General features: G+C 72.9%; 19 protein-coding genes and 1 tRNA gene. 6 read left to right on the forward strand and 14 right to left on the reverse strand.

The window, feature by feature from the left end:
- Positions 1-18: 18 nt before the first annotated feature.
- The 8 genes from ACFQWG_RS05530 to ACFQWG_RS05565 all read right to left on the reverse strand — a co-directional run bounded on the left by ACFQWG_RS05530 (position 19) and on the right by ACFQWG_RS05565 (position 9,444).
- Positions 19-537, reverse strand: coding sequence for a PTS sugar transporter subunit IIA (locus ACFQWG_RS05530; RefSeq protein WP_380972943.1), 519 nt, complete (start codon positions 535-537; stop codon positions 19-21).
- The gene (locus tag ACFQWG_RS05535) at positions 534-1,715 is read right to left on the reverse strand and encodes a MupG family TIM beta-alpha barrel fold protein (RefSeq protein WP_380972945.1); all 1,182 of its coding nucleotides are present in this window, start codon (positions 1,713-1,715) and stop codon (positions 534-536) included. The genes ACFQWG_RS05530 and ACFQWG_RS05535 overlap by 4 nt, the downstream gene beginning before the upstream one ends.
- Positions 1,712-3,181: a PTS transporter subunit EIIC gene (locus ACFQWG_RS05540; protein WP_380972947.1), complete on the reverse strand. Its 1,470-nt coding sequence runs from the start codon at positions 3,179-3,181 to the stop codon at positions 1,712-1,714. Before ACFQWG_RS05540 ends, ACFQWG_RS05535 begins: the two co-directional genes overlap by 4 nt.
- Positions 3,182-3,217: 36 nt before the next feature.
- The gene (gene murQ / locus ACFQWG_RS05545) at positions 3,218-4,147 is read right to left on the reverse strand and encodes an N-acetylmuramic acid 6-phosphate etherase (RefSeq protein ID WP_380972950.1); all 930 of its coding nucleotides are present in this window, start codon (positions 4,145-4,147) and stop codon (positions 3,218-3,220) included.
- A 57-nt stretch (positions 4,148-4,204) separates the two neighbouring features.
- The gene (locus ACFQWG_RS05550; RefSeq protein WP_380972953.1) at positions 4,205-5,086 is read right to left on the reverse strand and encodes a MurR/RpiR family transcriptional regulator; all 882 of its coding nucleotides are present in this window, start codon (positions 5,084-5,086) and stop codon (positions 4,205-4,207) included.
- A 338-nt stretch (positions 5,087-5,424) separates the two neighbouring features.
- Complete coding sequence (locus ACFQWG_RS05555) at positions 5,425-5,874, reverse strand: winged helix-turn-helix domain-containing protein (RefSeq protein ID WP_380972956.1); 450 nt, start codon at positions 5,872-5,874, stop codon at positions 5,425-5,427.
- 148 nt (positions 5,875-6,022) lie between these two features.
- Positions 6,023-8,452 (reverse strand): 5-methyltetrahydropteroyltriglutamate--homocysteine S-methyltransferase, encoded by a 2,430-nt coding sequence (gene metE, locus ACFQWG_RS05560; RefSeq protein ID WP_380972959.1) that lies wholly within the window; start codon positions 8,450-8,452, stop codon positions 6,023-6,025.
- 62 nt (positions 8,453-8,514) lie between these two features.
- Positions 8,515-9,444 carry a methylenetetrahydrofolate reductase gene (locus ACFQWG_RS05565; protein WP_380972961.1) on the reverse strand — a complete coding sequence of 310 codons (930 nt, stop codon included), beginning with the start codon at positions 9,442-9,444 and terminating at the stop codon, positions 8,515-8,517.
- A gap of 294 nt (positions 9,445-9,738) precedes the next feature.
- Between ACFQWG_RS05565 and ACFQWG_RS05570 the strand changes: the two genes are divergently transcribed.
- Positions 9,739-9,811: transfer RNA gene (locus ACFQWG_RS05570), tRNA-Arg, on the forward strand.
- Between the two features lie 608 nt (positions 9,812-10,419).
- On the opposite strand, the gene ACFQWG_RS05575 is transcribed toward ACFQWG_RS05570, so the two are convergent.
- On the reverse strand, positions 10,420-11,004 hold the full coding sequence (locus tag ACFQWG_RS05575) for a TetR/AcrR family transcriptional regulator (RefSeq protein ID WP_380972963.1): 585 nt from the start codon (positions 11,002-11,004) through the stop codon (positions 10,420-10,422).
- A 100-nt stretch (positions 11,005-11,104) separates the two neighbouring features.
- Between ACFQWG_RS05575 and ACFQWG_RS05580 the strand changes: the two genes are divergently transcribed.
- Complete coding sequence (locus ACFQWG_RS05580; RefSeq protein ID WP_380972965.1) at positions 11,105-11,494, forward strand: DUF1304 domain-containing protein; 390 nt, start codon at positions 11,105-11,107, stop codon at positions 11,492-11,494.
- A 15-nt stretch (positions 11,495-11,509) separates the two neighbouring features.
- Here ACFQWG_RS05580 and ACFQWG_RS05585 read toward each other — a convergent pair whose 3' ends face one another.
- The 3 genes from ACFQWG_RS05585 to ACFQWG_RS05595 form a co-directional block, all read right to left on the reverse strand.
- Positions 11,510-11,911: an arsenate reductase ArsC gene (locus ACFQWG_RS05585; RefSeq protein ID WP_380972968.1), complete on the reverse strand. Its 402-nt coding sequence runs from the start codon at positions 11,909-11,911 to the stop codon at positions 11,510-11,512.
- A 247-nt stretch (positions 11,912-12,158) separates the two neighbouring features.
- Positions 12,159-13,082 carry a DUF4357 domain-containing protein gene (locus ACFQWG_RS05590; protein WP_380972970.1) on the reverse strand — a complete coding sequence of 308 codons (924 nt, stop codon included), beginning with the start codon at positions 13,080-13,082 and terminating at the stop codon, positions 12,159-12,161.
- A gap of 101 nt (positions 13,083-13,183) precedes the next feature.
- Positions 13,184-13,912 carry a GNAT family N-acetyltransferase gene (locus ACFQWG_RS05595; protein ID WP_380972973.1) on the reverse strand — a complete coding sequence of 243 codons (729 nt, stop codon included), beginning with the start codon at positions 13,910-13,912 and terminating at the stop codon, positions 13,184-13,186.
- 206 nt (positions 13,913-14,118) lie between these two features.
- Here ACFQWG_RS05595 and ACFQWG_RS05600 point away from each other — a divergent pair, with 206 nt between their 5' ends.
- On the forward strand, positions 14,119-14,919 hold the full coding sequence (locus ACFQWG_RS05600; RefSeq protein WP_380972976.1) for a PfkB family carbohydrate kinase: 801 nt from the start codon (positions 14,119-14,121) through the stop codon (positions 14,917-14,919).
- 97 nt (positions 14,920-15,016) lie between these two features.
- Here the strand turns inward: ACFQWG_RS05600 and ACFQWG_RS05605 are convergent, their stop codons facing one another.
- On the reverse strand, positions 15,017-15,862 hold the full coding sequence (locus ACFQWG_RS05605; RefSeq protein ID WP_380972978.1) for a siderophore-interacting protein: 846 nt from the start codon (positions 15,860-15,862) through the stop codon (positions 15,017-15,019).
- A 190-nt stretch (positions 15,863-16,052) separates the two neighbouring features.
- Positions 16,053-16,223, reverse strand: coding sequence for a 50S ribosomal protein L32 (rpmF, locus tag ACFQWG_RS05610; protein WP_291497061.1), 171 nt, complete (start codon positions 16,221-16,223; stop codon positions 16,053-16,055).
- 162 nt (positions 16,224-16,385) lie between these two features.
- Between rpmF and ACFQWG_RS05615 the strand changes: the two genes are divergently transcribed.
- From ACFQWG_RS05615 to cysE, 3 genes are all read left to right on the forward strand, one after another.
- Positions 16,386-17,075, forward strand: a complete 690-nt coding sequence (locus ACFQWG_RS05615; protein WP_380972980.1) for an IMPACT family protein — start codon at positions 16,386-16,388, stop codon at positions 17,073-17,075.
- 195 nt (positions 17,076-17,270) lie between these two features.
- Positions 17,271-18,203 carry a cysteine synthase A gene (gene cysK, locus ACFQWG_RS05620; protein ID WP_380972983.1) on the forward strand — a complete coding sequence of 311 codons (933 nt, stop codon included), beginning with the start codon at positions 17,271-17,273 and terminating at the stop codon, positions 18,201-18,203.
- Positions 18,203-18,811 carry a serine O-acetyltransferase gene (gene cysE, locus ACFQWG_RS05625; RefSeq protein WP_380972986.1) on the forward strand — a complete coding sequence of 203 codons (609 nt, stop codon included), beginning with the start codon at positions 18,203-18,205 and terminating at the stop codon, positions 18,809-18,811. The genes cysK and cysE overlap by 1 nt, the downstream gene beginning before the upstream one ends.
- Position 18,812 lies beyond the last annotated feature (1 nt).

The raw sequence follows: 18,812 nt of genomic DNA on the forward strand, positions 1-18,812 counted from the left end.
CCCGCTCCTCCCCCGGTGTCAGTGACGGAGGAGGAGCACGGGGTCGCCGGCGGAGACCGTCGCGGCCCCGGTGGGCGTCACCGCGGTGAGGTCCGTCCCGCCCAGGACGACCACGATCGTGACGGGGTCGTACCCGGCGTCGCGCACGGTCGCGAGGTCCACCGTGGCCAGGAGGTCCCCGGCCTCCACCCGGGCGCCCTTCTCGACCCGGGGGGTGAAGCCCCTGCCCTGCAGCCTGACCGTGTCCAGGCCGATGTGGACCATGACCTGCGTCCCGTCCTCCGCGACGATGCCGAAGGCGTGGCCGGTGGGGAACGCCGTGGTCAGCGTGCCTCCGACAGGGGCCCGCACCTCCCCGGAGGTCGGTGCGATCCCCACGCCCGGGCCGAGCATCCCGGAGGAGAAGACTTCGTCGTCGACCTCGGCGAGGGGCACGACGGTGCCGTCGACGGGGGCGAGGACCGTGTCGCCGGGCGCGGGCGCGGGCGCGATGTCCGCGGGGCCGGTGCCGGGGCGGTGACGCCGCACGATGCTCATGGGGTTCTCCTGTCTGTCTGCTCATGGGAAGGGCACTCTGTCGCGCCGGTCGGCGAGGCCGATCGAGGCGACAACGCCAGACGCTGGTCCCCACCGGCCAGGTCGACCAGGCGACGGCTGGCGGCGGGGACGCGGCCGAGGACGGCGACCCAGGGGTCGCCCGGCAGGTCGGCGCGGGTCAGGGCGATCTCCCCGCGGTAACGGCCCGCGGCGTCAAGCTCGACGGTGAGAGATCCCCGCGGCCGCGGCTCCCCTCCGCGCAGGCCCGTGAGGTCCATGTCCCTCAGCCGGGCGCGCGAGCCCCGGAGGCGGACGAGGTACTGGGCGTCATCGGGGCGCGTGTCGTCCGGGGCGGCCAGCGCCGTCGCGAGGGCCGGGCCGATGGGTTGCCCGGTGTCGAGGACGACGGGCACCTCGAGCACGCGCTGGCGGATCCACCTGGCGATGCGCCGCCAGGTGCCGGCAGCCAGCGCCGGGTCGCCGACGAGCACCTGGTCGCAGCCGCAGTCCTCCAGGACGAGCAGCTGGACCAGGGGGTCCGCGTCGCGAAGGTCCTCGATGGTCGGCAGTCCGGCGCGCAGGGGTCCACGGCGTCGCGCGTCGCCGGAGAGGAACGCGCCGACGAGCTGGCCGGCCTCATGCCAGTCGCGCGCCGAGTCCCTCACCGCCTCCTCGGACAGCCCGGTCCAGGTGCGCGGGTAGTAGTTGTGGAGCGCCAGCGCGGCGGAGGGGTCGTCCGGGTCCGAGGGACGCGGCTCGGCGCTTCCCCCGGTCCCCGAGGCGGGGCATGACCCGGGGACGACCGCCTGCGCGGCCTGCGCGGGGACGACGGTCGAGGCGTTGAACGCCACCGGGAGGACGCGGGCGATGCGCGCCGACTCCTCCAAGGTGTAGCCGTCGTCCAGGCGCACGCGGGTGACGCCGAGGTCGCGCAGGACGGTCCAGGGGTCGTCCCCGAAGGCGGCGGTGACGCGGGGCTCCACGTCGGCGATGAGGTTCATGCCCCGATCGTGGGCCAATCCCGCGATCGCGGCCGCACGCTCGCGGACCATCGCGGGGTCGTCCTCGGGGATGTGGAGCGAGGTGAAGACGGTGCCGGCGCCGGCCTCGGACGCCGCCGCGAGGGTGCCGCGGGCGACGTCGAGCTCGGCGGGGAAGACGCTGACTCCCAGTGTCATCGCGCGGCGGGAACGGGCTCGGCGTCGGGAGCCACGGGATCCGCGTCCGCCGGGAACGAGGACGCGACCTCGGCGGCGACGGTGTCGGAGACACCGAAGAGGCGCGTGGCCAGGTAGCCCGCCAGGTAGGCGGCCAGCAGCCCGGCCCCGTAGCCGGCGGCGGCGCCCGGCCACCCGTGCGAACCGGTCAGCAGCGGGAACAGCGACAGGTCCGACACGCCGATGGCGACCGCTCCCACGGTGACGCCCAGCTGGTTGAACAGGCCGACCGTGAGGCCGCCGAAGGCCCCGCCGACGCACGCGGTGATGAATGGGCGCCCCAGGGGCAGGGTGACGCCGTAGATCAGCGGCTCGCCGATGCCGAGGAACCCGGCCGGCAGGGCGCCCTTGATCGCGCGGGTGAAGGTGCGGTTCGCCCGGAAACGCTGCCACAGGGCCAGGGTGGCGCCGATCTGGCCGGCTCCGGCCATGGCGAGCACGGGAAGAAGGATCGTCATGCCCTGCTGTTCGATGAGCGCGGTGTGGATCGGGGTGAGCGCCTGGTGCATGCCGGTCATGACGACCGGCAGGAACAACCCGCCCAGGACGAAGCCGGAGATCGCGCCGCCGTGTGTGAGCAGCCAGGACACGCCGGTGCCGATGACGGAGGCGAGCCAGCCGGTGACCGTCATGATGACGAGGACCTGCAGCAGGCCCGCGATGACGACGCTGACCAGCGGGACGACGATGATCGCGATGACGTCGGGGCACCACGAGCGCGCCCACCTCTCGACGTGGGCGATGAGGATGCCGCCGACGAGGGCGCCGAGCACGCCTCCCTGGCCGGTCGCCAGTGTGACGCCGAAGACCGTCACATTGGCGACGGCGGCGGAGATGATGATCGCGCCGATGACGCCGCCGAGGATCGGCGTGCCCCCGAACTCCTTCGCCGCGTTCATGGCGACGAAGAGGGGCAGGGCGCCCATGAATCCGGCGGAGAGGACGCCGATCAGCGGCGTCCAGGCGGCCAGGCCGGGCGCGGCGCCGCTGGTCACCAGGTTGCCCAGGATGCCGTTGATGCCGGCGATGAGGCCGCAGGCGATGAGGGCGGGGATCAGGGGCACGAAGATCGCGCTGATGCGGCGCAGCAGGCGCGTGGCGGCGTTGTCGTTCTTCGCGCGGGTCTGCGCGTGGACCTCCTCGGACCGTGCCTTGAGGTCGACGCCGCCGGAGAGCGCGGCCGGAGCGCCCATCTCCTTGGCGACGCGGTCGACCAGGCCCGGTCCCAGGACGATCTGGAGGGAGTCCGCCTGGACGACGACGCCGATGACGCCGTCGCGGGCCTTCAGCGCGGGGACGTCGACGGAGCCGGGGTCTCTGACCGTCACGCGCAGGCGAGTCATGCAGTTCTCGAGGTCTTCGATGTTGGTGTCGCCACCGAGCAGCCGCTCGATGTCGTGGGCCAGCTCCCTGGCGTCGGTTGCCATGGTGTGTCCTTTCCTGGGTGTGGGTGGGGAAACGGGTCAGTGGGCCGGGGAGGGATCGGGGCCGAGGGCGGCCCGCAGGCTTCCCTCCGCCGATCTCAGCCGTTCCCGGGCGGCGAGGGCGTCCACGCCGGCCATCAGCATGAGGGCGGCGGTCTTCGCCTCTCCCCCGGCCTCTGCCAGCGCGCGCCGGGCGGCGCCCAGGTCGACGTCGGCGATGTCGGAGACGATCGTGACGGCGCGGGCCTCGAGCTTCGCGTTCGTGGCCCGGACGTCGACCATGCGGTTGCCGAAGGTCTTGCCCATCCGCACCATCGTGGCCGTCGAGATCATGTTGAGGACGAGCTTCTGAGCCGTCCCGGCGCTCAGCCGTGTGGAGCCCGCGACGACCTCGGGACCGGTGACGACCTCGAGGGGGATGTCGGCCGCGTGCGCCAGCGGCGATCCCGCGGTGCACACGAGGGCCGCTGTGGCGGCTCCGAGCTGGCGGGCGCGGCGCACGGCCGCCACCGTGTAGGGCGTGCGGCCCGACGCCGCGATCCCCACCACGGTGTCGGATGGCCCGACCCCCAGGGCGGCGATGTCAGCGGCCCCCGCCGGCTCGTCGTCCTCGGAGCCCTCGACGGCGGTGCGCAGCGCGGCGTCGCCGCCTGCGATGAGGCCGATGACCGTGGACGGGTCCGTGCCGAAGGTCGGCGGGCACTCCGAGGCGTCGAGCACGCCGAGGCGTCCCGCCGTCCCGCAGCCCGCGTAGACCAGCCGTCCGCCCACCCGCAGGGAGGCGGTCGCGGCGTCGACGACCTGAGCGATCTCGGGCAGCGCGCGGGCGATCACCGGAGGGATGGTCGCGTCCTTCCTGTTCATCGTCGTGACGATCTCCAGGGCGGACATGCGGTCCAAGGCCGCGAACTCGGCCGAGACCTTCTCCGTCTCCAGACGGGCGATGTCCTCGGGCGTGGGGCCTGTCATCGGGGTCCTCTCCTCTCGTCTCTTCTCTGCGGATGTCGGATCTGGGTCCCGCCCTCGTCAGTGGAGCGGGTCGACCACGGCCCGTGTGGCGGCCAGCAGGGCGCGCGAGCGGGCCGGATCGACGCGCATGACGGCCAGGCACAGGGCGTCCGAGGCGAACATCTGGCCGATGCGCGAGGAGGTCGCGCCGGGCCGGACGCCCGCCTCCTGCCCCTGGGAGGTGCGCAGGACGAAGTCGCACAGTCCGGCGAGCGCGGTGTGCGACCGGGAGACGAGGCCGATGACCGGCACTCCCCTGTCGCGCATCGCCCGCGCGACCTCGAGCACGTCCTCCGTGGTGCCCGAGTGGGACACGAGGACCGCGGCGTCGTCGCCGGACAGAGCCCCGGAGATCGCGAGCGCGTCATGCCGGTCGGCGCTGACGTGGGACAGCACGCCGATCCGGTCGAGCTTGGCGGCGAGGTCCCGGGTGACCAGCTGGGAGGCTCCGACGCCGAACATCACCAGGCGGCGGGCCGCGTGGATGCGGGCGGCCACCGCCTCCAGCAGGTCGGGGTCCAGCAGCCGGGAGGCCTCCGCGAGGGTGCGGCGCTCCTCCGCGGCGAGCTTGCGCAGGAGGTCGGTGGTCGTGTCGGACCAGGAGATCCCGGGCAGGACCACGCCGTCATCCGCTCCCGGCCCGCGCCCCATGCCCGTCGGCAACGTCGCGAGGGCGACGCGCAGCTCCTTGAAACCGGACAGGCCCAGGCGCCGGGCGAGGCGCGTCACCGAGGCCGTGGACGTCCCGGTCGCCTCGGCGATGGAGCCGATCGTCTCGGTGGCGTGGGAGTCGGGTGCGCCGAGGAGGTACGTCGCGACCCTGGCCAGGGAGGAGGGGCCGCTGGTGGCGACCTCGCGCAGGACGGCGGCCAGCGCGTCGGGTGCCGGTCGGGTGTCCATGGTCGCTCCTCGTGCCGTCCAGAGGCGCCCGCGCCGGCCCGGTCGGACCGGTCGCTGCCCGGAACGGACGGGCGATCGGGTCGATCGGCCGATCCTCGCGGGCGGGTGCCGTGGTGGTCTCGGGCACAGTATGACCCAGAAATTCATCTGATGGAAGTCAGACTGAAATTCTTCTTCACATCTGGTGTCCGGATCGTGACGTCAGGACGCGGCCCGCCACCGAGACTTGTGCCCGTCGGACATCCCTTGCCATCGCAGGATCTCCGTCACGCCTTCTCGCCAACTCCTGGCGGTCGGATCCCGACCGCGTCAGCGCGGCTCCTGGCCTTCCTCGGGAGTCAGGCGGCGAGGGCGTGGCGACGGGTGCGCACGACGCGCACCCCGGGGGCGGAGTTGAAGCGGTAGCCCTCCCCGCGCACCGTGGTCAGCAGATCGGCGACGTCGAGCTTGCGGCGCAGGCGGCGGATGTGGGCGTCGACGGTGCGGGACTCCGCGTCCAGCCCGCGGTCGCGCCACACCGTGGAGAACAGCTCCTCACGGGACACCGTGCGGTCGGCGTTGCGGGCCAGGTGCGCCAGGAGCGCGAACTCCTGCCGGGTCAGGTCCACGAGGCGGCGGTCGATCCGCACCGTGTCCTCGTCCAGGTTCACGGTCACCGCATTGGAGAGACGGAGGTTGTCCAGGACGGTGAGGAAGTCGTCCAGGGAGCCTGCGGCCTCCGACGTGGGGGCCGCCGGAGGGCGGGACGTGCCGGAGACGGGACGGGCAGGGGTGTCAACGAGAGGCATGTGAGTATCCGATGTGTCGGGCCGCGCACCCACTCGTCATGGTGGGCTCACTCAGGCGGCAGTCTGATTGGGGTCTGGGCTTCCAATCAGCGGCACATTCGCGCACACACGCCACCCATGGGGCGGCATGCCATCAGCGCGAAATCACTCACAGGTCAATGCTCCCCGCCGGTCGGACCCCGGTCAACGCCTGGTCCGCATCGTGGGACTGCGTGAACGCGGGCCTGCGGGCAGCGGCGGCGCCGATCCGCTCCCGCACCGTGCGGGCCGCCTGCACCAGGTTGCGCAGGGTCGCCTCCGTCTCCGGGTAGGCGCGGGTCTTCAGACCGCAGTCCGGGTTCACCCACAGCTGGTGGACGGGCACGGTGCGCGCAGCCGCCCCGATGAGGCCTGCGAGCTCCTCGACGGACGGCACGCGCGGGGAATGGATGTCCCACACGCCCGGCCCGATCCCTCGGGCGAACCCGTGTGCGGCCAGCTCGGGGAGGACCTCCATCCGCGAGCGCGCCGCCTCGATCGACGTGACGTCGGCGTCCAGGCCCGCGATCGCGTCGAGGATCTGCCCGAACTCGGAGTAGCACAGGTGCGTGTGGATCTGCGTCTCGGGCCGCACGCCCGCCGTGGCCGCACGGAAGGCGCCGACCGCCCAGGCGAGGTAGTCGGCGTGACGCGACGCCTCCAGGGGGAGGAGCTCGCGCAGAGCCGGCTCGTCCACCTGGATGACGGGTGTGCCCGCGTCCTCCAAGTCGGCGACCTCGTCGCGCAGCGCCAGCGCGATCTGGTCGCCGACCTCGGACAACGGGATGTCCTCTCGGGGGAAGGACCAGGCGATGATCGTGACCGGGCCGGTCAGCATCCCCTTGACGGGGCGGGAGGTGAGCGACTGGGCGTAGGCGGTCCATGGCACCGTGATCGGCTCCGGCCGCCAGACGTCGCCCCACAGGATCGAGGGGCGGGTGCACCGCGAGCCGTAGGACTGCACCCAGCCCTCCCGGGTGACGGCGAATCCGGCGAACTGCTCGGCGAAGTACTGGACCATGTCGTTGCGCTCCGGCTCGCCGTGGACGAGGACGTCGAGGCCGATCTCCTCCTGGAGGGCGATGACGCGGGCCACCTCCGCCTTGATGCGCGACTCATAGGCGGCGTCGTCGAGCTCGCCGCGGGCGTGGGCGGCGCGCGCCCGGCGGATGTCGGCGGTCTGCGGGAAGGATCCGATGGTGGTGGTGGGCAGGTTCGGCAGTCCCAGCCGCCGCGCCTGGGCCGCCTCGCGCACCGGGTAGCCGACGCGAGCGCGATCCGCCTCCGTGAGCGAGGCGACGCGGGCGCGGACGGCAGGCACGCACACCCCGGGGGCCTCGGCCCGCTCGGCCAGGACCTTCTGCGAGCGGGCGATCTCGGAGGCGATCGCGCTGCGTCCGGCTCGCAGTCCGCGCGCCAGCGTGGTGACCTCCCCCACCTTCTGGTCGGCGAAGGCCAGCCAGTCGTGCAGCGCCGTGTCGAGGACGGGGTCATCCCAGTGCTCCAGCGCGGTGTCGTGGGGGACGTGCTGCAGCGAGGTCGAGGTCGCCACGGCCGTGCCCGACGCCCCTGAGGACTCCGCCACCCGCCGGAGCGCCTCCAGGCGGTCCGCCGCCTCCGCGAGATCCGCGGCCCAGATGTTGCGCCCGTCGACGACGCCGCCGACCAAGGTGGTGCCCGCGAGCGCGCGCGGTCCGGGCGCCTCGGGCACCCCCGCTCGCACGAGGTCCAGGTGGATCGCCTCCACCCCCGCCGCCGCCAGGGCGGGCAGGGCCGCTGCGCCGTCCCCGTAGGGCGTGGTGACCAGCAGCGCGGGCCGGGGCCCGGCGTCGGGGGCGGCGAGCCGCCGGTAGGCGCGACCCGCGGCCTCGATCAGGAGGCCGCGCGGCGTCGGCAGGTTGTCCGAGACCAGCGCCGGTTCGTCGAGTTGCGCCCAGGGCGCGCCGGCCTCGGCCAGGAGGGCGAGCGCCGCCCGGTAGGCGGCGACGACCTCGTCGAGGCGCTCCAGCGGCGACCATCCCGCCGGGGCCCCGTCGGCGGCCTTGGCCAGGGCGAGGAGCGTGACGGGCCCGACCAGCACGGGGCGCGTGGTGACTCCCCATCCGAGCGCCTGCGCGAAACGGTCGACCACCGTGCGGTCCGTGAGGCGGATCGGAGTGTCCGGACCGATCTCGGGGACGAGATAGTGGTAGTTCGTGTCGAACCACTTCGTCATCTCCAGCGGCGCCACCGTCGCGTCGCCACGGGCCAGCGCGAAGTGGAGGTCGAGGCCCTCTCGGCCGGCGAAACGCTGGGGAACGGCGCCGATGAGGGAGATCGCGTCGAGCACCTGGTCATAGAGGGCGAAGGTCTCCGGGATGGAGGCGTCGTCGCGCCCCAGGCCCAACTCGATGAGCCGTTCGTGGGTGGCGTGGCGCAGTTCGGCCTCCGCGGTGCGGAGCCCGTCCGCGTCCAGCCGCCCGGCCCAATGGGCCTCCACCGCCCGTTTGAGCTCGCGTCCGCGTCCGATGCGCGGGTAGCCCAGGATCGTCGCGGTGGGGAAGGGTGTGGTCGTGGTCATCGTGGTTGTCCTTGCGTGGTCGGTGATGCAGGCGGGGGGACGAGGGCGCAGCGGCGGCACGCTCATGGAACCGGGTCGAGCAGCCGCAGCCGTTCGAGGAGGAGCAGCGAGGGCTCGGCCTTGTTGAAGGTGTAGAGATGGAGGCCCGGCGCTCCGCCGTCCAGGATGCCGCCCGCCAGGCGGGCGCCCTCGTCGACGCCGAGGCGCAGGGCGTCGGTCCCCTCGGCGGCGGAGAGGGCGTCGAGGAGGGCGCGCGGGGCCTCGATGCCGGTGAGGTCCTGGGTGCGGCGCAGGCGGGAGGGATCGGTGGGCGGGAGCAGACCCGCCACGATCGGGATGGTGACGCCGCTGGCGCGGGCCCGTTCGACGAAGGAGAGGTAGGTGTCGGCCTCCCAGAAGAGCTGGGTGATGGCGAAGCTGGCACCGGCCGCCTGCTTGACGAGGAGCCGCTCGACCTCCTGGTCGGCGGTGGTGCCGGCTGCCGGATTCCCGGCGGGGAACGCGGCGACGGCGATGGTGAGCGGGCGGACGGCGGCGCGCAGGGCCGCACCGGGGTGCTCCTCGCAGCGGCGACACTCGAGACGGCGGATGAGGGTGACGAGTTCCGTGGCGCTCGCGACCTCGCCGGAGGCGGGCCTCCAGCGGGGGTCCCCTGCCGGCGGGTCGCCGCGCAGCGCGAGGAATGCGCGCACTCCGGCGTCCAAGTAGTCGGAGACCACCCGGGCGACCTCGCCTGGCGACGTCCCCACGCAGGTCAGGTGCGCGATGGGCGGGACGGGCGTGGAGGTGACGAGTTCGGAGACGACGCTGCGCGCGCTCGCGCGGTCACGGCCGGCCGCGCCGTACGTGACGGACATGAAGTCGGGGCGCGCGGCCACGAGGCGGCCGACGGTCGCCCAGAACCTCGGGGCGGCGTCGGGGTGGCGCGGGGGCATGACCTCGAAGGAGACGGTGGTGGGCTCGTGCCCGCGGGTACAGTGCGCGTTGGTCATGGGGTGTCCGATGTGCGGGGCCGGGCGCGTGAACACCGCGCAGACCGGCCGGAGGACGAGGGAAGAGGATCCTCAGGCGCACATTCGCATTCGCACGCGCACGTCGCCGCGCGGAGCGGCGGTGGCGGCGGTGCGAGCAGTCATGGAGGCAATCATGGGCGACGGACGCTGCGCCCGGCACAGGATGTCCACCAGATGGGACCATGTGACGTCGTGAAAGCGGACCCGCCCGGTTGGGGCGTGCCGGGCAGCCGGGATATCCTTGTTCCCGGTCCGGACGCATGTCCGTTCCGCGCCTCCGTAGCTCAATGGATAGAGCACCGGCCTTCTAATCCGTAGGTTGCGAGTTCGAGTCTCGCCGGGGGCACCTCTCACGACCTGTCGGCTCATAAGAACGACGCAGGCGAGGAGAACGGGCGGTGCCTGCTCGTGCTCGTCCGAGTGGAGCGAGGGCAGGGAGGAGATCCCCGCGAGGAGGCCCTCCGGGCTCGGCGGGCGGGCAGTCGTCTGCCCCCACGGCTTCTCGTGGGCGCCGGTCAGGATCTCCCGTCCCTTCGACCGAAGCTCTTCGGCCGCCTCGGCGACAGCGTCCGGCGATGTCGCCTCCACCTCGTGTCCCGCGCCTGCGGAGCCCTTCGATCCGCAGGCTGTTCATCGGTCCCGAACGTCGCCTGCGCCGCCTGGTCGAGCGGCCGCAGCGCGAACCCCTTGGCGCCGTCCAGATCCGACGCACGGCAGTAGCCCGGGCTTGCCTCCTCGAAGGCGATGCCGCTCGTTTTGGATCGGAAGGCAGACGTGGCGGCCGGCTCGGCCCCGATCGGCCCGAGGCTTGCGATGAACGCGATCTCCGTCGCTTCACGCTCACACGAGCACCGCTCGCTCCAGTCGCCACGGCCGATCGGGGCCGTCCTGTGCGCACCCGAAGTCAGGCACCGTGCGCGGATGCGCACCAGGGGCGCCGCGCTCCCCTCACCCTCAGCCCTTCTGGGCGACGAGGGAGCAGGCGGCGTCGACGAAGCGGGCCGCCTGCCGGGGATCGACGCGGACCACCGCGAATGCGGCCACGACGAGGCCGGCGCAGACGTCGGCGAGGGTCTCGCACGCCGCGGCCTCGCCCTCGGGCAGGCGCGCCCGGACGCCGTTGCCGAGGGCAGCGCGCAACTCCTGGCAATAGGCCGCGACCGCGTCCGCGATCGCCTCGTCGCCGCCGATCGGCGCGCCGGCGGAGTTGATGAGCAGGCATCCCGCCCGCGCCGGAAGGGCATCCGGACTCGTCAGCGCCGCTCGCAGGCCCGTGAGATAGCCGACGAGGGCACCGGGTTCCACATGGGCGCCGGTCAGCGGGCGCAGGCGGGGCCGGGCGATCTCGTCGAGGTAGCTGGCCACGGCCGCATCGAACAACCCGCGTTTGCTTCCGAAGGCGTTGTAGATGCTGGAGGCGCTCAACCCGGTCGCTCCCTCGAGCGCGGGCAAGGAGGCCGTCTCGAACCCCTGCGACCAGAACACCCCTCGGGCGGCGCGGATGGCCTCCTCCGTGTCGAAAGCCCGTCGGCGGCCCATCGATCGACTCCTCTCGCAGCTCATTTTTCGTATCAACCATTCCAATATATACTGGATCAGTCGCTACAGTAAAGGCGCCCAACGCCGAAAAGGACACCCCATGATCGTCGCAGGCCTGGTGTTCGCCGCCCTCGCCGCCGCGGTGCACATCGTCATCTTCTACCTGGAGTCCTGCGCGTGGGCGGGTGAACGAGCGCGGACTCTGTTCCGCACCGGCAGCGCCGAGGAGGCCGAGGCGACCAGATTCCTGGCCTTCAACCAGGGCTTCTACAACCTGTTCCTCGCCCTCCTGGCGTCCATCGGCGTCGTCGCCACCGCTGCCGGCGCCTCCACGGCGGGCGTCACGCTCACCCTGGCCGGCACCGGCTCGATGCTCGCCGCCGCCACCGTGCTCTTCGTCTCCTCCCCGCCGCACCGCTCGGCGGCGCTCAAGCAGGGCCTTCTGCCCCTGCTGGCCGTCGTCGCCCTCGTCCTGGGCGTGACGTCGTGACACTTGTGTCAGGCCTCAGGTGAGCTGCGCGACGAGGTTCCGGACACGGGCCTCGATGCCGTCCCGAATGGCGCGCACGGCCTCGAGGGACTGTCCGGCGGGGTCCTCGAACTGCCAGTCCTCATATCGCTTGCCGGGGAAGACGGGGCAGGTGTCGCCGCAGCCCATCGTGATGACGACATCGGCCGTCCCCACGGCGTCGGGGGTCAGCAGCGCGGGACGCTCGTGGGCGAGGTCGATGCCGATCTCGTTCATCGCGGCGACCACGGCCGGGTGGAGCCGGTCGGCTGGTTCGGTCCCCGCCGACTTCACGTCGATCCGGCCGTGGGCGAGGCGGCCGAGCAGGGCGGCGGCCATCTGCGAGCGCCCGGCGTTGTGGACGCAGACGAACAGGACACTCGGAATGGTGACGGCCATGGCCCCTCACTCGTTGCGGGAACGGATGGGCGGAGAGCTGATGCCGCCCATCTTCGCGCCGGCGTCCCAGAACAGCAAGGCCCCGGCCGGAGGGAGGTGCGGCGGCTGCCCAGTCCGGGGCCGCTCCCGACCGCGCCTTGGTGACGGCCAGTGCGCCGGTGTCGTCGCCCGAGGCGAGGGCTCCCGTCACGCCGGTGTCGAGCACGATGATGGACGCTCTCAGTCGTTGTCTCACCTGGCACCTCCGTCAGCGCTTCCGCGCCCATTCGCCGTAGGTGCCGCCCTCCCAGGTCCAGGCCGTCGGCCCGTTGCACGAGTGCCCGATGGCGATCGCGCCGGCGCCGGAGGGCGTGGTGAAGGCGATGTCCCGGGTGAGGCGCCCACGCTCGCGCTCGACCAGGATCGAACCGTCCGCGACGAAACCGTCGTACTGGGCCTTGTAGGCGGCATAGGACCGTTTCGTCGCGGCGGTGCGCCCGGTGTTCTCCCATTCGGGGACCACTCGGGATCCTGCGAGCAGCACGAAGTCCTCCCCCTCCACCCGGGCGCGGGCGTCGACGCCGCGGCGGGGATCGACCAGGGAGAAGACCGGCGACGAAGGCGTCCCTCCTACGCGGGGCGGCGGAGCATCGACGGGCGCCGGCCCGCTCTGCGCGGCGACGGCGGTGATCCCCAGGACGGGCAGGATGATGCGGAGCTGGTCCAGGAAGGCCTCGACGTCGGAGACCTGCGCCTCGGGGATGGGAGGCGCTCCGGGGACCAGCGTGCCGGCCATCAGCGTCTCGTCCGCGGCGGCGGCCCGTTCCGCGAGGCGCGCCTGCAGGGAGGCCCAGTGAAGATCGGTGAGGGCGTCGTCCGCCGCGGTGACGAGGGCAATCCGGTTCCATGGCCCGCCGCCCGGCAGGCCCGGCCCCGCGCCCCCGGAACCGCCCGTCAGCTCCGAGATCGGGCCGATCCCCCAGCACGACTGCGATGGAACCCCTGGCAGGCCTTGGCGGTCGCCGACCAACAGGTACAGACCGGCGCCACGCGCCTCCGGGCGGCGCAGCGCCTCGTCGAGGCGCTCGCGCGGGGCCACCAGCACGCAGCCCGTCCACCCCGCGACGCGCGCGGTGGTCATGCCGCCGGGCACGCCGTCGACGAGGAACAGCTCGATGCGCCTTCCCGTCATGACGGCGGCCCCGTCGGGCGCGTCGGGCGCGCCGTTCCCCTGCCCTGTGATGACACGCCTCGAAGTATCGCACGGGTGACGTGCGGCTTCGCCGCCCCCTCTCAGGCGCCGGGCGTCCCCATCCAGGCGGTGAGCCCCTCCCCGACCTGGAGGCCCGCCCGGCGGTGCAGGCGGATCGACGCCCCGTTGCCCGCCTCGATCTGTGAGCATGCGACGGGCGCCCCGGCCAGCACGCGGGCTGTCATGCGGGTGAGGAGCATCGCCCCGAGACCCCGACGGCGCCAGTCGGGCAGCACGTGGAGCAGACCCATCGAACCGTCGTCGTGCAGCCCCACGAACCCCGCGGTCGCTCCCTCCAGCTGCGCGGCCCACAGTGCGCCGTCCCGGGCGCGGGCGCGGGCGTAGGCGCGCCCCGACTCCGGATAGAGGTCGAGATCGGGCGAGGACGGACCCACCGGGGAGATCTCCGCCCCCGCCACGGCGGGGACCTGCGCCCGCCAGCCCGTGCGGGCCACGGCCATGACACAGTGGGCATCGGCCTCCAGCCCGAACCGGCGTGCGATGGCGGGCTCCCCCTCCGCGGGGAACACCTCGCATTGGCTGACGCCGTGCAGCCCCACGACCAGGGGATCCACCGCTTCCGCGTTCCGAGCCATGACGAACCATGTGTCGCTGGGCAGGTCATGGACAACGACGCCCCGCGGTCCCGCGGCCTCGATCCGGCCGTTCCCCCGGCGCAGCGATTCGATCGCCTTCGCGTGGTCGAGGGGGTTGCGGGCAAGGAACGCCTGCGCCTCCTCCCGGCTGCCCGCCGGCGTCGACCGCCCCATGACGGTCAGTGTGGCACGTCCCGGCACCGCTGCCCTCGTCCGGGAGTCCCGCTGGGGAGCGTCGGCTCGTGTCACGCGGCGTCGGATGTCGGGCACGGGCGCGCTCCCCGGCGCCCAGTGGCCTACCGTGGTCCCCGACGAGCGGCCGTCTCCCGGCCCCGTCCTGTCCGCGTCCGTCTCTGTCCCATTTCCCGAAGGAGTCCGCCATGACCCAGCCACCTGTGACCTATGTGATCGCCGGATCCGAGGCGACCGGGGGCGCCGGCGTGCAGGCGGACCTGCGCACGCTCCAGGAGTACGGCGTCTATGGGGCGGCGACGCTGACCTGCCTGGTGTCCTTCGATCCCGAGGACGGCTGGAACCACCGCTTCGTCCCGGTCGACGTCCAGACGATCCGAGACCAGGCCCAGGCGACGCTGGCGGACTGGACGCCGGCCAGCGTGAAGATCGGGATGCTCGGCACCGTGGAGACCATCCGGACCGTCCGCGACATCCTCTCCGCCGCGAAGCTGCCGAACATCGTGTGCGACCCCGTGCTCATCTGCAAGGGGCAGGAGCCCGGTGCCGCGCTGGACATCGACACCGCGCTGCGCGCCGAGGTCCTGCCGCTGGCGGATCTCATCACGCCGAACTACTTCGAGACCTGCACGCTGGCGGGTGTGGCGTCCATCGACTCCCTCGAGGCTCTGGGGGACGCCGCCAAGCGCATCGCCGACGAGTCCGGCACGGCGGTCCTGGCGAAGGGCGGACTCTCGATCCCGGGCGACGATGCCGTCGACGTCCTGTGGGACGGGGCCGAACTGGTGCGCTATTCGCGTCCGAAGGTCGCGGGCGCCTCCGTGTCGGGCGCCGGGGACTCTCTGGCCACCGCCGTCGCGGCGGGGCTGGCCTCCGGGGCCTCTCTGCGCGAGGCCATCGAGTCCGCCAAGCAGTTCGTCACCGACGGCATCCGGCGCAGGATCTCGGCTAAGACGCCTTTCGACGTCGTGTGGCAGTCCGCCCGTTGACTCGGGGTGGCGAGGACGGTGGCGACGGCCCCATCCCCGGATGCCGGCCCGCCTCGAACGGGGTGCCCGGCGGACCGGCGCTCCAGGCGGTCGGCCCTCAGCCGCGCCGGTCGCGGCCGACGCGCCAGTATCCGCAGAAGCCGATGTCGTCCTTGTCCACGCCGCGCTCGGCCACCAGATGGCGGCGCGCGCCCGTGGGGAGCTGCTGTTCGCCCGCGATGAACGCGTAGAACGGCCCGTCCCCCTCCGGCAGCTCGGTCGACGCGAGCGCCTCGGCCGCCGCCCGTCCGGGGACCTCATGCGGGTCGTTCCGCACGATCCACCGCACCTCCAGCCCCTCGGGCCGGGCGAGGTCCTGGGCATCCTCCTGGGCGGGCACCTCGACGAGGGCGGAGCCGCGGGTCCCGCCGGGCAGTGAGGCGCAGATGCCGGCGATGGCCGGAAGGGCCGTCTCGTCCCCCACCAGCAGGACGCGCTCCGGGGGTCGGCGGGGGTTGAAGCCCGTCCCCTCGTCGATGAGGGCGACGTCCTCGCCGGGCTCGGCCGCGAGCGCCCATGCGGGTGCGGGCCCCAGGCCGCCGTCCGGAGCGCGGTGGATGACGAAGTCGACATCGATCTCCGCGCCCCCGGATTCCCCCAGCTCGCGGAACGCGCGCACCGTGTAGCTGCGCATGACGGGGCGTTGCCCCTCCGGGATGCGGAGGAGCTTGAGATAGCCGAGCATCTTGTTCGCCTTGGCGGGAACCCGTTCCAGTCCGTCCCCGCCGTGGACGGGCAGGAAGAGCCGGAACCACTGGTCGAATCCCATCGGGGTGAAGCGGGCGATGTCCCCGCCGCCCAGGGTGACGCGCATCCAGTGCTCGGACAGGCGGTGCGTCGCGAGCACCGTGAGCCGGAGCAGGTCCTGTGTCTCGGGCAGAGCCCGTCGACTGTGGTGGGGCATCGGTGGTCCTTGTCGTTCGGCGCATGACGGCGGCGCCGCCCTCGTCCCAGGCCGGCACCATGGGAAAGCTTAGCCTTACCTCATTCCCAGCACCAGGGCGGCCCTCTCCGCCGATCCCCGGCACGGATCGGCGGGCACGGAAAAGGCCCGGTGCCTGACAGGCACCGGGCCGCGACCGCGATCGGGACGCTCAGTCCTCGACCGTCAGCAGCCCGTTCTTGTATGCCTTCGCCAGGCGGCGCGGCACGCGGATCTCCCGGCCGGCGACCTTGACGGTGTTCAGCTCGGTGAGATCGGCCTTCCATGCGGACCGGCGAGTGCGGGTGTTGGCTCGGGACATCTTGCGCTTGGGAACTGCCATGGCCCTACCGCTCCTCTACTCTCGTGGTGGACGTGACGACTTGCCGATGTCCAACTCTGCCACGCGGGAATGTCCGCGGGCCAGCTCCCGGGCCCCTGGGGCCTGTGAGATCGCTCGCGCACCGGCAACCGGAGGAGTCTATCACTGGCAGGATGGACGCCGATGGCCTCCTTGACGACCCTGCGCGCCGGCACGCAACTCACCCACGAGATCGAGGTGCGCCGATCCCGTTTCGCCGCCACGCTGGCGCGGACCGACACCGTTGACCAGGCGCGCGCCCTGGCCGACTCGGTGCGCGCTGCCTCCCCCGGCGCGCGCCACCACTGCACGGCCTGGATCGTCGCGCAGGAGGACGCCCAGCCGGCCGCTCACTCCAGCGACGACGGCGAACCCGCCGGCACCGCCGGCACGCCGATGCTCGATGTCCTGCGCTCCTCCGGCCTGTGCAATGTCACTGCCGTGGTGACGCGGTGGTTCGGGGGAATCCTCCTGGGCACGGGAGGCCTGGTGCGCGCCTACTCCTCCAGCGTGTCGGAGGCGCTCGCCCGAGCCCCGAAAGTGCTGCTGCTGGATCTGCCCGTCGTCGTCGCCCGTCTCTCCCCCGCCCAGGCGGGCCGCGTCGAGGCCGAGCTGCGCTCATCGGGAGCGCGCATCCTCGACGTCGCGTGGGGCCAGGACGTCGTCCTGCGCGCCGCCCCCGGCGGCGGTGCACCGGGATCCTCCGGCCGCCCGGTCGACGAGGACGGCGCCGCCCTGCGCGCCCGCATCCTCGAGCTCACCGGCGGCGAGGCCCGGTGCGCCCTCGGAGAGCGGGCCGTCTGCGAAGTGGACGCCGCCGCGCCCCGGCCGTAGGGTGGATTCGTGACCACGACCATCTCCGCGCCGCGTCCACGTCGGACGCGGTCCTGCGCGCCCGTGGTCCACCTGTGTGTCGTCTGTCTCTAGGGCGGATGGCCTTCGCGACTCCTTCTCCGTCGTCCGCCCTTCGCGCCCGCATGCCGAGTCGATCCGTTGTTCCCCTCTTCCCGTTCCCGACAGGAGACCCTCATGACTTCCATCGCCGCCGACGTCACCCAGCTCATCGGCCGCACGCCCCTCGTGCGCATCAACCGCCTCACCGACCCCGCCGCCACGGTCGTCGGCAAGGTCGAGGCCACCAACCCGGCGGCCTCCGTCAAGGACCGCATCGCGGCCGCCATCATCGACGCCGCCGAGGCCTCCGGACGGCTGGCCCCCGGCGGCACCGTCATCGAGGCGACGTCCGGCAACACGGGAGTGGCCCTGGCCATGGTCGGCGCCGCGCGCGGATACAAGATCGTCATCGCGATGCCCTCCTCGATGAGCGTCGAGCGGCGCATGCTCATGCGGATCTTCGGGGCGGAGCTGGTCCTCACCGATCCGAAGGACGGCATCAAGGGCGCTGTCGCCGCGGCGGAGCGGATCCGCGACGAGCGACCCGGGTCGATCATCGCCTCCCAGTTCACGAACCCCGCGAATCCCGCGATCCACCGCGCGACCACGGCCGAGGAGATCTGGGCCGACACCGACGGCGGCGTCGACATCGTCGTCGCCGGCGTGGGCACCGGCGGCACGATCTCCGGGATCGGCTCGGTCCTCAAGGAGCGCAAGCCCGGCGTCCAGATCATCGCCGTCCAGCCCGCCGAGTCCCCGATGCTCACCGGCGGCGCGGGCGCCCCCCACGGGATCCAGGGCATCGGCCCGAATTTCGTCGCCGAGACCTATGACCCCTCCGTCGTCGACGAGGTCGTCGATATCGACACGCCCTCGGCGCTGGCCTTCGCCCGCCGGGCCGCGGCCGAGGAGGGGCTGCTGGTCGGCATCTCCTCCGGCGCGGCGCTGGCCGCCGCCGCCCGGGTGTCCGCCCGTCCCGAGAACGCCGGTAAGACGATCGTCGTCATCCTCCCCGACACCGGGGAGCGCTACCTGTCGACGAAGCTCTTCGACGACCTGCGCGACTGATGCTGCCCAACCCGCTCCGGGCCTGGAACGTCCTCCGGGAGGATCTGGAGACGGCCAGGCGGCGCGACCCCGCCGCCCGCTCGAAGGTCGAGGTCGCACTCACCTATCCGGGGGTCCATGCCCTGTGGAGCCACCGCGTGGCCCATTCGTTGTGGATCCGTGGCGCGAGGCTGCCGGCGCGGGTCCTCTCGGCGGGCGCCCGGGTGTTGACGGGAGTCGACATCCACCCGGGCGCCCAGCTGGGCCGCCGCCTGTTCATCGACCACGCCACGGGCGTCGTCATCGGCGAGACGGCCGAGGTCGGCGAGGACGTCGTGATCTTCCACGGCGTCACGCTGGGAGGCGTGTCGATGAGCCCAGGCAAACGCCATCCCACCGTGGGCAGCCACGTCCTGCTGGGGGCCGGCGCGAAGGTCCTGGGACCGGTCATCGTCGGCGATGACGCGAAGATCGGCGCGAACGCCGTCGTCACGAAGGATGTCCCCGCCGGCTCGGTCGCGCTGGGCGTGCCTGCGCGCGTGCGTCCGACCTCGCGCCCCCAGGAGTCCGACGCCGACCTCATCGTCGACCCGAACCTCTACGCCGAGGATCCCTCGCTGTACATCTGAA

Origin of the sequence: Schaalia naturae, assembly GCF_042665795.1 — a bacterium.
GTDB classification, from domain to species: domain Bacteria; phylum Actinomycetota; class Actinomycetes; order Actinomycetales; family Actinomycetaceae; genus Pauljensenia; species Pauljensenia naturae.